Source organism: Pseudovibrio axinellae (assembly GCF_900110875.1).
Taxonomy (GTDB): Bacteria; Pseudomonadota; Alphaproteobacteria; order Rhizobiales; family Stappiaceae; genus Pseudovibrio; species Pseudovibrio axinellae.
In genome coordinates, this window is record NZ_FOFM01000002.1 from 425,813 (window position 1) to 439,544 (window position 13,732).

The window sequence follows — 13,732 nt, forward strand, 5'->3', positions numbered from 1 at the left end:
ATCGCCTGCCGGGCCCACAGCCCTTGGCAAAGTATTATGAAAGTCTCCTAGTCATTCGCTTGCGGCAATGCAATTGGATGACGCGTGACATATCAGCTCGGCTGAGATCATTTTTGACATTTCGGGCAATAAAACGTTGAACGTCCATTATGTACTTTCCGCTCAATTACGCCCGTGCACCCTGGTGTTCTGCAAGCCTCTCCCTCGCGGTCGTAGACAGAAAAGTTATGCTGGAAATATCCCAATGAGCCATCAGCCTGTCTGTGGTCTTTGAGAGAGGAGCCTCCCGAAGCAATGGCTTCTTGCAGGACTTCTCGAATGTGATTGGAAAGTTCATCAGCCTTCTGGCGTGGTTTCCCACTCTTACTTGTAAGAGTTGAGGCGCTGTGAAACGGGCTCAACCCAGTTCTCCAAAGCGTTTCACACACATAAATATTCCCAAGCCCTGCAACGAACTTTTGGTTGAGCAGTGCAGCTTTTAAAGAAGTCTTGCGGTTGTGGAACAAATTGGCAAGATATGCGCCATTGAGCTCATTCCCCAGTGGTTCAATCCCCATGCTGGCAAACATTGGGTGCGTGGCCAACTCACTCCGTGGTATTAGGATCATGAACCCAAAGCGACGAGGATCGTTGTAAATTATCTTGACGATCGTTTCCCGGTCAGCGGGTCGCACGTGAAAAATTATGTGATCATGCTGGGGGTGCTTTCCAGTTACATGATACATTTCAACCGTTTGCGTTGGCTTAAGGTCCTTGGTTTCGATCCAGCGAAATGAACCGGACATGCCAAGGTGCATCACCAAAACATCACCACTGTCGAGATCAAGCAGTAAGTATTTGGCGCGTCGACTGAAGGAAACGACCTTGCGATTTTCCAGCCGATCTACAAAATCGTTACCAAATGGAAAACGAAGGTCAGGTCGGCGTTGTTCAACTCTGCAAATTGTTGCATTGTCAAAAAAAGGAGCTAGTCCGCGGCGGACTGTTTCAACCTCCGGTAATTCAGGCATAAGATATCCGTTGGTACAGTGGTTTGCTGCTGGGCAAAGATTGCGTTCTATAATAGCGCTTTGCAACAAGCTGTACTATGTTCGCCCGCGAAATGGAGTGATTTGATTATGGCGCGTGAGTTCTCAACCCCTGAGCAGGCTTCGGTAACAGACCCGTCCGAAATGGCGACAAGCTTCGGTTTTCGTACCGTTCGTGAAGGTGAAAAGCAGGATTTAGTGGATGATGTTTTCCACAAGGTAGCTTCGCGCTATGACCTGATGAACGACTTAATGTCTGGTGGATTGCACCGTCTTTGGAAAGACGCGATGGTTTCCAGCCTGCGACCTCCCAAGAGTGGCGCCCGCGAATGGCGACACCTGGATGTCGCTGGAGGAACTGGCGATATCGCAATGCGTACAGTCGAACGCTCCAATCGCACTGTGATGTCAACGGTTTGCGACATCAATGGTTCAATGCTTGGCGTTGGCAAAGACCGCGCAGCAGCTGCGGGCCTGTCGCAAAACATTGAATTTGTGTTGGGAAATGCGGAAGAGCTTCCCTTCCCAGATAAGCACTTTGATGCTTACACGATTGCTTTTGGTATCCGAAACGTACCGCAGATCGATAAAGCGCTACAAGAAGCACATCGCGTTTTGAAGCGTGGTGGCCGTTTTATGTGTCTGGAATTTTCTCAGGTGGACGTACCTGCGTTCGACAAGCTGTATGATCTTATGTCATTCCATGCCATTCCAAAAATTGGACAGGTTGTGACAGGTGATGGAGATGCCTACAGCTATCTTGTCGAATCTATTCGCAAGTTTCCAAATCAGGAACGTTTTGCGCAGATGATACGGACGGCAGGCTTCGAGCGTGTCACATATCGCAATTACACCGGCGGCATCGCTGCTCTTCACTCCGGCTGGAAAATCTAACCAGTTATGATCGCAAATATTGTGCCCTTTATGCGTCTGGTTTTCGCAGGCTATGTTATGGCCCGCGAAGGTGTGTTTGGACTGGCTTCTTTGCCGGAACTTCCCCCTGGCCCGCGCCTTGCCATCGGGATGGCCCGCATGGTGGAGCGGCGCGGCATCGAAAAGAAAGATGCCGCCGCGCGCCTGACAGACGCTTTGAACCGGTTAGGCCCTTCCTACATCAAGCTCGGGCAGTTTCTGGCAACCAGACCTGACGTTGTAGGCAAGGAGGCTGCGAAAGAACTCTCCGCACTACAAGACAACGTACCTCCATTTGCTACGGAATATGCTCGTAAAACAGTGGAAGAGCAGCTTGGTAAGACGGTCGAAGATCACTTTGAAGAATTCGGAGAACCGGTGGCTGCTGCTTCTATTGCGCAGGTGCACCCCGCTTTCTTCCGTAACCGTGATGGAGAGTTGCAAAAGGTCGCCGTTAAAGTTCTTCGTCCAGGTGTCGAACGTGGCTTTAAAAGAGACCTGAAAAGCTTTTATCTAGCTGCCCGTATGGCCGAACGTTTCAGCCCGGCAAGCCGGCGCTTACGTCCTCTCGCCATGGTCGAAACCTATGAACGTGCTGTAGCCCTTGAAATGGACTTACGCATGGAAGCGGCAGCTCTTTCTGAAATGGGCGAAAACTCCAGGGAAGATAAAGGCTTCCGGGTGCCAGCCGTAGAGTGGACCAGGACATCTCGCTCCGTGCTTTGTATGGATTGGATCGACGGTGTAAAGCTCTCGAACGTTGAAGGTATCGCGGAAGCAGGCCATGATTTGGCTGAGCTTGGAAACAGAGTCATTCAAAGCTTTTTGCGGCACGCGGTGCGCGATGGCTTCTTCCACGCAGACATGCACCAAGGCAATCTGTTCGTAGAACCTGATGGAACGCTTGTCGCTGTGGATTTGGGTATCACTGGTCGCCTTGGCCTTGCTGAACGCCGGTTTCTTGCTGAAATCCTCTATGGGTTCATCACTCGTAACTATCTGCGGGTTGCTGAGGTCCACTTTGAAGCAGGTTACGTGCCAGCAGATCAGGATGTGGATGTGTTTGCTCAGGCGATCCGAGCGATTGGTGAGCCGATCCATGGACATGATGCGAGCGAGATTTCAATGGCACGCTTGCTAACGCAGCTGTTTGAAGTGACTGAGATGTTTAACATGCATACTCAGCCTCAGCTCATTCTTCTTCAAAAGAATATGGTTTTGGCAGAAGGTGTCGCGCGTTCTTTGAACCCGCATCTTGATATGTGGAATACAGCTGATCCTGTTGTAACCAGCTGGATTCAAAGAAACCTTGGCCCGATGGGACGTATTTCTGACCTTGCAACCGGCGTTACAGTTCTTGGGCGCCTTGCAAGTGATTTGCCGATTATCGCAGACCGCGCCAGCAAATTCTCAAATCAGCTTGAGCTAATGGCTAATAACGGTTTGAGATTCGATGAGGCAACAGCAGATGCGATTGGTAAGGCGGAAGCCAAACATAGTCGCTCCGGTCGGGTCGCCTTGTGGGTCATCGCGATTGCCCTGTCAGTAATTGCTTTTGGAACCTACTTCTAGCGCCTTAATTAAGACTGATAGAAGCGGGAACCTCGTCGGTTCCCGCTTTTTTTGTGCCTAGTGGTTCTTCGAAATCTAGAGATAATAAGAATACGCTAAGTTACTGCATAAATTTATCTAAGTTTTATATAGTCATTGCAATTGATGCTATGAATTGTAGGCGGGTTGTTGTCCAGTAAAACGTGTTAAAAGCAAGGTGTATTGAGAGAAGTATTTGAGAATTCTATGCTCTTACAAGAAATTTAGTAGGGCGCTCAGTGCATTTGTGAAAACACTCTTCTTGGAGGTGCCGCTATGCCAGATAGTTCTGAAATGGGGACCCGTGAACGGTTAATTGATGCCGCTGAACGCTTGCTCGCTGAACATGGTCTTGCTGAAACCTCTGTAAGAATGATCACGGAAAAAGCAGATGCGAACGTTGCTGCCGTTAACTATCACTTCGGAAGCAAAGAGGATTTGATAAGAGCTGTCTTCATGCGGCGCCTCAGAGAAATCGATGATATGCGCATGCAAAGGCTTGATACGCTGGAGGTTGGCGGGCGCCAGCCAGATGTTGAGGAGATCACCCGTGCGTTCATGGAGCCCTTGATTGTTCAAGGCATTTCCAGAGATACCGGGAAGCTGGTTCCATTTGTGGTCCTTATTCGTCAGGTCTTTTCTGACCCAGAATCAGGACAGAAGATCATGCATTCATGGGAGCCACCCAAAATTATCCTTCGGATCACGAAAGCTCTGGCAAGAGCGACAGAGTGTGACATCCCAACAGGTCCGCGTGCGCAATTGCTGATGATGCTGATGCACAGCGCAACGCTGGAAGCTCTGTATGTGGTCACTGGAGCTTCCAAAGGCCCTTATGACGAAGAGATGGATCAGGACGAGATTGTCGAAGGAACGATCCGCTTTGTATCAAGTGGCATTCGCGCGTTCTTCCGCACAGATGCACTGCAAGAGGCCTGACACCGGTCTGAGGATGTCGCTAAAGTGGAGATACCCGCCGCAGTGTCAGGTTGAGTCTGCCTCCGTCTTTTAGCAGACTTGAACTGCCCCCTAGAATACGGTCGATACCGTGGTAGCAAAGACGTGCGTCTCCACCGAGCACAATTACATCCCCTGAGCTGAGTTTCATCGACTGTGTTGGCCCGCCACGCTTGGTGCCTCCCAGCCGAAAAACGGCTGTGTCGCCCAGGCTTACAGAAATGACAGGCGCCTCAAAAGCCTTCTCATCTCGGTCTTGGTGCATTCCCATTTTTGCTGTCGAGTTATAATAGTTCACCAAACAAGCTTCTGGTGGGGCAGCGCATTGGCCTACATGCCGCCATAGATCCAGCAACACATCAGGAATTGCTGGCCAAGGCGTGCCGCTTTGTGGGTGGTGCGGTTGGTAACGGTAGCCCGCCCGGTCAGATACCCAACCTAGTGTACCCAAGTTTGTCATCCGAACAGAGAAGGGCTTTCCTGTGCGCGGCATTGTGGGAGTGAAGAGAGGAGCTGCTTTGACAAGCCCACGCAAAAGGCCGGTCATTTCCTTTTGCTGTTCGGCCGAGAAGTACCCCGGTAAGTATTGGAAACCGCTTGGAAAACTGTCGTTTAGTTGCATTATAAAACCTCACTTCCCCCAAGTGTATCCTGTGAAAGTTACGCTTACAGAAAAAGCAAACTTGGAGAGAATTGTCGAAAGTGAATTTAACGCATAATCTTCAAGATAGAAGCTCACGGTTAAGGAGACCCACAAATGCACCCTCTTCCTCCGCTTCTGTCTACTGTGCTCAATATATTTGCAGCATTTGTATCTCTCTTCATTCTGCTCACTGCTATCGCCATTGTCGTGTTCTACTTTGTCGATCGCTTCCAGCATAAAGATGCGATCCGTCACAATTTCCCGGTCGTGGGTCGATTCCGCGCACTCTTTAGCTATCTGGGAGAATTTTTTCGCCAGTACTTCTTTGCCATGGATCGGGAGGAAATGCCGTTCAACCGAGCTGAGAGAAACTGGGTGGATCACGCATCAAAGGCCGAAAGCAATACGATGGCGTTTGGGTCCACCAAGAATTTGAGCATACCGGGTACGGCATTGTTTGTGAACGCTCCTTTTGCCAAACTTGAAGCAGAAATTGATGAGCCTGAGCCATTGCTGATCGGGCCTTACGTTGAAAACCCCTATGTTCCGCCAAGCTATTTTAACATTTCTGGTATGAGCTTTGGCGCAATTTCAAGGCCTGCGGTGCTTGCTCTATCTCGGGGTGCAAAAATGGCGAATTGCTGGATGAATACCGGCGAAGGCGGGTTGTCGCCCTACCATCTGGAAGGCGGGGCAGATATCGTTTTTCAGATAGGTACAGCAAAATATGGCTGCCGAAATGATGACAGCACTCTCAACGAAGATAAGCTGAAAAAAGTAACTGACCACGATCAGGTCAAAATGGTCGAGGTTAAGCTCGCCCAAGGGGCAAAGCCTGGTAAAGGCGGCCTATTACCTGGCGAAAAAGTAACGCCTGAAATTGCTGAAATTCGTGGGATTAAGGCTGGAGAACCCTCCGATTCTCCAAACAGACACCCTGAAATTAGCAATACTGGGGAACTGTTGGACTTCATCAGCCGCGTTCGAAAAATTGCTAAGAAACCAGTTGGTTTCAAAACAGTCATTGGTTCAAGCTCTTGGCTGGAGGAGTTGTGTACCGAAATTAACCACCGGGGAATTGAACACGCACCAGATTTCATCACAATTGATTCCGCTGATGGCGGCACGGGTGCAGCTCCGATGCCACTCATGGACAATGTGGGCCTTCGTATATCTGAGGCGCTTCCCATCGTTGATTTCGTTTTACGAAAGCACGATTTGCGTGATCGTATCCGTATCATCGTATCAGGAAAACGAATTACACCATCTGCGGTTGCCTTGGCTTTGTGTGCCGGAGCTGACTTTACAGTAACCGCCCGTGGTTTCCTGTTCTCTCTTGGGTGCATTCAGGCGATGCGCTGCAATAAGAATACTTGCCCGACAGGAATCACGACGCATAACAAAGCACTTCAAGCTGGCTTGGATCCGACTGAAAAGAGCCACAGAGTGGCAGCCTATTGCCATAGTGTGCGCATGGAGGTCGATATGATCGCACATGCATGTGGTGTAGATGAAGCGCGTCAGCTTTCGCGCAAGCATGTTCGCATCGTTCAGGGCAGCGGGCACTCAGTCTCCCTTGATGACCTCTATCCACAAACGCCGTCATAGAGGTGGGATAATGCAGTGCCGCCGGTGGCAATGAAGGTGTTTTGGTGTGGTTTTCCAAAGAAAAGTTCTTTTTCTTAACTCAAAATGAGCTTCCCATAGATCTTGTGTCGATATATCGGGTCCTCTCCCTTGCAGGGGCAGGGGACCCCTCTTATATAGCCAATTGAAGTTTTCTTGCGTGTTTGCGACAACTCACGCAAGTGCAATGTATTGGGGACCGGTTGGAAGCTGATCCGACAAGATCCGAAGGCCTACGGGGTTCGGGCGGTCTGCCGAAAGGAGAGTGAAAACATGGCAAAGGTCATCGGTATCGACCTCGGCACGACGAATTCGTGCGTATCTGTAATGGACGGCAAAGACGCCAAGGTAATTGAAAACGCAGAAGGTGCGCGTACTACCCCTTCTATGGTTGCCTTTAGCGATGACGGCGAGCGCCTTGTAGGCCAGCCAGCAAAGCGTCAGGCTGTTACCAATCCTACAGACACTCTGTTTGCTGTAAAGCGTCTCATCGGTCGTCGTTTTGATGATCCGACAGTCGCGAAAGACAAAAAGCTTGTTCCATACGAAATCGTAAAAGCTGACAACGGTGATGCTTGGGTTGAAGCTGAAGGTGAGAAGTACTCCCCATCTCAGGTTTCTGCATTTATCCTGCAAAAGATGAAAGAAACTGCTGAGAGCTTCCTTGGTGAAACCGTTACCCAGGCAGTTATCACAGTTCCAGCATACTTTAACGATGCTCAGCGCCAGGCAACCAAAGACGCCGGTAAGATCGCTGGTCTTGAAGTTCTGCGTATCATCAACGAGCCAACCGCTGCAGCACTTGCATACGGCATGGACAAGAACGATGGTAAAACCATTGCGGTTTACGATCTTGGCGGTGGTACATTTGACGTTTCCATCCTGGAAATCGGTGATGGCGTATTTGAAGTAAAATCAACCAACGGTGATACTTTCCTTGGTGGTGAAGACTTTGATATGCGCTTGGTTGACTACCTTGCTAACGAATTCAAAAAAGATCAGGGCATCGACCTTAAGAACGATAAGCTTGCATTGCAGCGCTTGAAAGAAGCAGCTGAAAAAGCAAAGATCGAACTTTCCTCCTCTTCCCAGACCGAAATCAACCTGCCGTTCATTACCGCTGACGCTTCTGGTCCAAAACACCTTACCTTGAAGCTGACCCGTGCGAAGTTCGAGCAGCTCGTTGACGATTTGGTTCAGCGCACCGTTGCTCCAATGAAAGCGGCACTGAAAGATGCAGGCCTGGCAACTGGCGAAATCGACGAAGTCGTTCTCGTCGGCGGTATGACTCGTATGCCAAAGGTTCAGGAAGTTGTTAAGCAGTTCTTCGGTAAAGAGCCGCACAAAGGTGTGAACCCGGACGAAGTTGTTGCAATGGGTGCTGCAATTCAGGCTGGCGTTCTGCAGGGTGATGTTAAAGACGTTCTGCTTCTCGACGTTACTCCGCTGTCCCTGGGCATTGAAACCCTTGGTGGCGTGTTTACACGTTTGATCGACCGCAACACGACCATCCCTACGAAAAAGGGCCAGGTGTTCTCTACAGCTGAAGACAACCAGACTGCAGTGACCATCCGTGTCTTCCAGGGTGAACGTGAAATGGCTGCGGACAACAAGATCCTTGGTCAGTTCGATCTGGTTGGTATTCCACCAGCACCACGCGGTGTTCCGCAGGTTGAAGTTGCTTTTGATATCGATGCGAACGGTATTGTAAACGTCACCGCGAAAGATAAGGGTACTGGCAAAGAACAGCAGATCCGTATTCAGGCATCTGGTGGTCTGTCAGACACCGACATCGAGCAGATGGTGAAGGACGCAGAATCTCACGCTGAAGAAGATAAGAAGCGTAAGGAACTGGTTGAAGCAAGAAACCAGGGTGAAGCACTGCACCACTCTACTGAAAAGTCCCTTAAAGACTATGGCGACAAAGTCTCTGAAGAGGACAAGGCAGCAATCGAAAGCGCACTTGCAGCTCTGAAGCTGTCTCTCGAAGGTGAAGACCTTGAAGACCTTCAGGCGAAGACACAGAGCCTTGCTGAAGTTTCTATGAAACTTGGCGAAGCAATGTACAAAGACGCGCAAGCTGAAGCTGGCGAAGAAGCCGAAGACGATGGCGAGCCTAAGCCTGTAGACGACGTGGTTGACGCAGACTTTGAAGAAGTTCGCGACGACGACAAAAAGTCCAGCTAACTTATACTTTTAGCTCGCAAGCTCATATTGGCTTGCGAGCTAAACTTTATTGAAGTATTCCCCGCTGTAGGGAAGATTTTAATGAATAAGAACTTTTGAAGTGCGGTTGCCTTCGAAGGGTCTACTTCTTACATACGGGTGGCTGGGAGTGTGTGCTGTGCTGAAAGCCGCATCTAAAAGACCAGCCGAACAGTAAATAGTATTGTTTTGAAGAAGAGTGCAGTCGGTGAGTAAATTCGCTGAAAAGCTGGAATGAGCTCTAACTGCTACCGCTAGCCTCAGATTGAACTTATGTTCTCCTGAAACTTCAAAACACAGATAGACATCACGTCTTTGGAGCTTATTTTATAATGTCTAAACGCGACTACTACGAGGTGCTGGGGGTAGCACGGGAGGTCGACGAAAAGGCACTTAAAGGCGCTTATCGCAAACTGGCGATGAAGTATCATCCAGATCGCAATCCTGGAGATGATGAAGCGGAAGCAAACTTTAAGGAAGTAAGCGAAGCTTACGAAACCTTGAAAGATCCGCAAAAGCGCGCAGCCTATGATCGATTTGGCCATGCAGCCTTTGAAAACGGCGGCTTTGGTGGCGGCGGTGGTGGAGCAGGTCAAGGCGACTTTGCGTCTTCCATGGCAGACATTTTTGATGAGTTCTTTGGCGGTGGCGGTGGTCGTCGCGGTTCTGGTCGTGAGCGCGGGGCTGATCTTCGTTACAACTTGGAAGTTTCTCTGGAAGAAGCTTACGAAGGCAAGTCTGTTGAAATTGAAGTTCCGACATCTGTAACCTGTGAGCCATGCAGTGGTTCTGGCGCGAAGTCCGGTACAAGACCTTCCTCCTGTCCAACTTGTGGCGGTGCAGGGCGTGTTAGAGCTGCTCAGGGCTTCTTCACCATGGAGCGGACATGTCCAACCTGTCAGGGGCGCGGAGAAGTCATTGCAGACCCATGTGATAGCTGTGGTGGCACAGGTCGCACGACAAAAGAACGGACGCTTTCTGTAAATATCCCATCGGGGATTGAAGATGGGACACGCATTCGCTTGACCGGCGAAGGTGAGGCTGGAGCCCGTGGCGGCCCTGCTGGTGACCTTTATATCTTCCTGTCTCTCCGTCCGCACGAATTCTTCCAACGCGATGGTGCCGACATCTTCTGCCGAGTTCCGATTTCAATGACGACCGCAGCTTTGGGTGGTCAATTCGAAGTCCCGGCTCTGGATGGCAATACTGCGCGTGTTAAGGTTCCTGAGAGCACACAGACTGGAAAACAATTCAGACTGCGTGGTAAAGGAATGCCAATTATGCGTTCTAGTCAAAAAGGCGACATGTATATTCAAGTTGCAGTTGAGACACCAACCAACCTGACGAAGAGGCAGAAAGAGCTTTTGTCAGAATTTGAAGGTGTATCATCTGGCGAAAACCATCCTGAATCTACAGGCTTTTTTGCAAAGGCAAAGGATTTTCTAGAAAATTTCAAGGCCTAGGCCTTTAAAATTCCTTCTAGTAGTAATATCTCTCTAGTATCCTATGTTGGTACAACGGAGAGTTGAATGTTTCACGAGACGAGGGCACGGGCTGAAAATGCTCTGAGCAAATTTCGTGAACCATCCAGATTTCTCCGGGCGTGGGTGGATTCTCCACTTACGACCGGGGCGCTCGCGCCGTCAGGCCCTGTTCTCGCCCAGAGAATGGCAGAATTTATTCCGATCCAATCAAATAACCCAGTGTTAGAACTCGGTCCCGGGACAGGGCCGGTCACCAAAGCTATACTCGATGAAGGTGTTTCCAAAGATCGTCTGACCTGCTTGGAGTACCGCGACGATTTCTGCGAGCATCTTAGTGAAAAATTTGAGGGCCTGCGTGTTGTGCAAGGTGACGCCTACAATATGCGTCCAAGCCTTAAGCATATTGCTCCCAATACCCTTTGTGCAGTTGTTTCCAGCTTGCCGTTGGTCTCTAGACCGATGAAATATCGCATGCAGTGCATTAAAGACGCCTTTGCACTCATGAGGCCAGGTGCCCCTTTTATCCAGTTTTCCTACTCGCTGGTTTCGCCAGTCACCTTGAAATCAACAATGTTTAGCTGGTCAAAAACGGGGTGGATTATCAAGAATATTCCTCCAGCGCGTGTCTGGATCTATCGAAAACCATTCTAAGAGATCAGGCGTTTTGAGCTGCCAAAGTACATACACATAAAAACGCACGTCTTCCATAAACCTTACGCTTGGGTAGTATGCGGTATTCTGCACGCCGACTTTTCCAAGGATCACCTCCCTCTTAAACTAGAGAGTGCTGAGCCGTGTCGTGAGGATAGCCTTATGAAACCAAAGATACTCGTGTTTTCAGGTTCGACCAGAAAAGGGTCCTATAACAAGATGCTGGCGAAGCTCGTGTCCAAGCATCTGACACACGCAAAGGCCGATGTGACAACAATCTGCCTCTCAGACTATCCGTTACCTCTATATGATGGAGATTTAGAGGAGAACGTTGGCATTCCAGAAAACGTATTTAAGCTGAGGGCGCTGATCGAAGCCCATCATGGCATTTTCATTGCTTGCCCAGAGTACAATTCCTCCATCACACCACTGCTTAAAAATACTTTAGATTGGATTAGCCGAATCCAACTGCCTGATGAAGAGCCTCTTCAAGTCTTTCAAAAGTCGGTTTATGCAGTTGGTGGAGCCACGCCCGGCGTCTACGGATCAATGAGGGGTCTGTTGCATTTGCGAACGGTCTTAGAAATGTCGTTGGGATGTCTTGTATTGCCGGAAATGATCTCGATAAACTTTGCAGCCAAGGCATTTGATGAAAATGGCGACTTGACGAAAGCACACCATGCCAAGCGAATGCAGAAGCTGGTTGAGCGCTTTGTGAAAGAAGCAAGTCACGTAAAGCTGCAGGATAACTGAGATTTTTTGATCGGCTGCATTGGCAAGGCGGTGATGACTACATACATACTGATGCAGAAACAAATTTGAAAATGAGTTGAGCGTGAGTTTGCTCCGCCGCCAATGAACTCTGGAGATAAATGAATGAGTGAACCTGAACAGTGGCACGGAACGACAATTCTATCCGTTCGTAAAGGCGGAAAGGTTGTTATCGTCGGGGATGGTCAGGTGTCTCTTGGGCCCACGGTCATTAAAGGCACTGCGCGAAAAGTTCGTCCATTAGCAAATGGCACCGTGATTGGTGGCTTTGCAGGTGCAACAGCAGATGCGTTTACGTTGTTTGAGCGTCTGGAGTCCAAACTGGAACAATATCCAGGTCAGCTCATGCGCGCATGTGTAGAGCTGGCAAAAGACTGGCGTACTGATCGCTACCTTCGTCGCCTTGAAGCAATGATGCTTGTTGCAGATAAGAAGAATTCTCTGATCCTGACGGGAACAGGTGATGTTCTGGAACCGGAAAATGGCGTGATGGCTATTGGGTCCGGCGGCAATTTCGCACTTTCGGCTGCGCGTGCGCTGGTTGATATGGATCTCACGGCTGAAGAAGTCTGCCGTAAATCCATGGCAATTGCTGCCGATATATGTGTTTATACTAATAACAACATTACAATTGAGACGCTCGAAGAAGAGTAACTGCATAAAAGAAGGCTGTGTCAGGAAGACTTGGATCAAGTTTCTCTGACACTTCGCCCAAGTGGATATTTTGAGATCAGCTTAGTTTGCTAAATCAGGCATATTTTGAATACTTAACGTTTCAGTTCGACTTGACGAGGATCTGATGATATCACGAGCATCCCTTACAGGAGCGGTCTCCTCAGGAATTATTAGCTCTGACCAAGCTGATAAACTTGTTTCCTATCTAACGCTCCAGGCTGACAACCTCGGGAAAATTCATGCGACTGAAAAGCTTCATGACCCAGAAGAAGTCCGTTTTACACGTGGCTTTCATGACATCTTTATCAGCCTAGGTATTTTGATTGTCTTTACAGGTTATTGCGTTGGCTTGTGGAGCCCGTTGAGCAGTAATGGTCTATCAACCGCCGCAGTTGCTGGCGTTGCCGCTGTTATAGTTTGGTTGCTTGCAGAGTGGTTCACCAAGAAAAAGAAACTCGCCCTTCCTTCAATTGTGCTTACTGGTATTTTTGGCGTTGCAATGGGTCTGGTGGGTTTTGGCTTGGCGACACAAGGTGTTTCTAAGAGTGCTTTAGATGGTACTCCGCTCACTGTGAGTTCGCTTTTTGCCTTGGCAAGTGCTGTGATCTTCTACTGGCGCTTTAAGGTGCCGATTACGCTAACGGTGATTATGGCTGGCGTTATGGGGTTGATCATTGGTCAAATTTCCTATCTGACAAATGGCCAAGTCAACGACTATCTGTCATGGGTTTCCTTGGTGTCAGGCATGCTTACATTCGCTTTTGCAATGTACTTTGATGCAAAAGATGTGAACCGCGAGACATTGAATACAGATAAGGCGTTCTGGCTTCATCTGCTTGCGGCCCCCCTTATTGTCCATTCCATTTTGAGCGATGCATATTTTGAGAATCTGACGGGATTATACGCCCTGCTTTCTATCGCGGTCGTCTTCGTGTTTGGGGCAGTTGCTCTTGTTATTGATCGGCGAGCAATGCTGGTGGCTGCACTGAGTTACCTTGGTTTTGCGCTCGCATATTTCCTAAATTCGGCTGATTTTTCAGCATCACAGCTCACTGCTACCTCCCTTGTTCTTCTTGGGAGTTTTGTACTGCTATTGGGTTCAGGCTGGAATGTGGCGCGACGGATTGTTATGCGCCCTCTTGCAGGAACCGCTCTCACTACATATCTGCCACCTATTCGGAACTAGAAAG

General features: G+C 49.3%; 12 protein-coding genes. 10 read left to right on the forward strand and 2 right to left on the reverse strand.

Annotated elements, in window-relative coordinates; genetic code table 11:
- Window positions 1–107: 107 nt before the first annotated feature.
- Window positions 108–1,010 carry a bifunctional DNA-formamidopyrimidine glycosylase/DNA-(apurinic or apyrimidinic site) lyase gene (mutM, locus tag BMZ51_RS06880; RefSeq protein ID WP_068005093.1) on the reverse strand — a complete coding sequence of 301 codons (903 nt, stop codon included), beginning with the start codon at window positions 1,008–1,010 and terminating at the stop codon, window positions 108–110.
- Window positions 1,011–1,118: 108 nt separating this feature from the next.
- Here mutM and ubiE point away from each other — a divergent pair, with 108 nt between their 5' ends.
- From ubiE to BMZ51_RS06895, 3 genes are all read left to right on the forward strand, one after another.
- Window positions 1,119–1,922, forward strand: a complete 804-nt coding sequence (gene ubiE, locus BMZ51_RS06885; protein WP_068005095.1) for a bifunctional demethylmenaquinone methyltransferase/2-methoxy-6-polyprenyl-1,4-benzoquinol methylase UbiE — start codon at window positions 1,119–1,121, stop codon at window positions 1,920–1,922.
- Window positions 1,923–1,928: 6 nt separating this feature from the next.
- The gene (ubiB, locus tag BMZ51_RS06890) at window positions 1,929–3,512 is read left to right on the forward strand and encodes a 2-polyprenylphenol 6-hydroxylase (protein ID WP_068005097.1); all 1,584 of its coding nucleotides are present in this window, start codon (window positions 1,929–1,931) and stop codon (window positions 3,510–3,512) included.
- Between the two features lie 294 nt (window positions 3,513–3,806).
- The gene (locus BMZ51_RS06895) at window positions 3,807–4,469 is read left to right on the forward strand and encodes a TetR/AcrR family transcriptional regulator (protein ID WP_068005098.1); all 663 of its coding nucleotides are present in this window, start codon (window positions 3,807–3,809) and stop codon (window positions 4,467–4,469) included.
- 19 nt (window positions 4,470–4,488) lie between these two features.
- Here BMZ51_RS06895 and BMZ51_RS06900 read toward each other — a convergent pair whose 3' ends face one another.
- Window positions 4,489–5,109 carry an alpha-ketoglutarate-dependent dioxygenase AlkB family protein gene (locus BMZ51_RS06900; RefSeq protein WP_068005100.1) on the reverse strand — a complete coding sequence of 207 codons (621 nt, stop codon included), beginning with the start codon at window positions 5,107–5,109 and terminating at the stop codon, window positions 4,489–4,491.
- A 135-nt stretch (window positions 5,110–5,244) separates the two neighbouring features.
- On the opposite strand from BMZ51_RS06900, the gene BMZ51_RS06905 reads away from it, so the two are divergent.
- The 7 genes from BMZ51_RS06905 (at window position 5,245) to BMZ51_RS06935 (ending at window position 13,728) form a co-directional block, all read left to right on the forward strand.
- Window positions 5,245–6,738 carry an FMN-binding glutamate synthase family protein gene (locus BMZ51_RS06905; RefSeq protein ID WP_068005101.1) on the forward strand — a complete coding sequence of 498 codons (1,494 nt, stop codon included), beginning with the start codon at window positions 5,245–5,247 and terminating at the stop codon, window positions 6,736–6,738.
- Window positions 6,739–7,029: 291 nt separating this feature from the next.
- Window positions 7,030–8,943, forward strand: coding sequence for a molecular chaperone DnaK (gene dnaK / locus BMZ51_RS06910; protein WP_068005104.1), 1,914 nt, complete (start codon window positions 7,030–7,032; stop codon window positions 8,941–8,943).
- Window positions 8,944–9,293: 350 nt separating this feature from the next.
- On the forward strand, window positions 9,294–10,424 hold the full coding sequence (gene dnaJ, locus BMZ51_RS06915; protein ID WP_068005106.1) for a molecular chaperone DnaJ: 1,131 nt from the start codon (window positions 9,294–9,296) through the stop codon (window positions 10,422–10,424).
- Between the two features lie 66 nt (window positions 10,425–10,490).
- The gene (locus BMZ51_RS06920; RefSeq protein ID WP_074881888.1) at window positions 10,491–11,096 is read left to right on the forward strand and encodes a class I SAM-dependent methyltransferase; all 606 of its coding nucleotides are present in this window, start codon (window positions 10,491–10,493) and stop codon (window positions 11,094–11,096) included.
- Window positions 11,097–11,258: 162 nt separating this feature from the next.
- Window positions 11,259–11,849 carry an NADPH-dependent FMN reductase gene (locus tag BMZ51_RS06925; RefSeq protein WP_068005108.1) on the forward strand — a complete coding sequence of 197 codons (591 nt, stop codon included), beginning with the start codon at window positions 11,259–11,261 and terminating at the stop codon, window positions 11,847–11,849.
- Window positions 11,850–11,972: 123 nt separating this feature from the next.
- Window positions 11,973–12,521 (forward strand): ATP-dependent protease subunit HslV, encoded by a 549-nt coding sequence (gene hslV / locus BMZ51_RS06930; protein WP_068005109.1) that lies wholly within the window; start codon window positions 11,973–11,975, stop codon window positions 12,519–12,521.
- 145 nt (window positions 12,522–12,666) lie between these two features.
- A complete protein-coding gene (locus BMZ51_RS06935) occupies window positions 12,667–13,728 on the forward strand; it encodes a hypothetical protein (protein ID WP_068005111.1) in 1,062 nt (353 codons plus the stop codon).
- The last annotated feature ends 4 nt before the right edge of the window (window positions 13,729–13,732 follow it).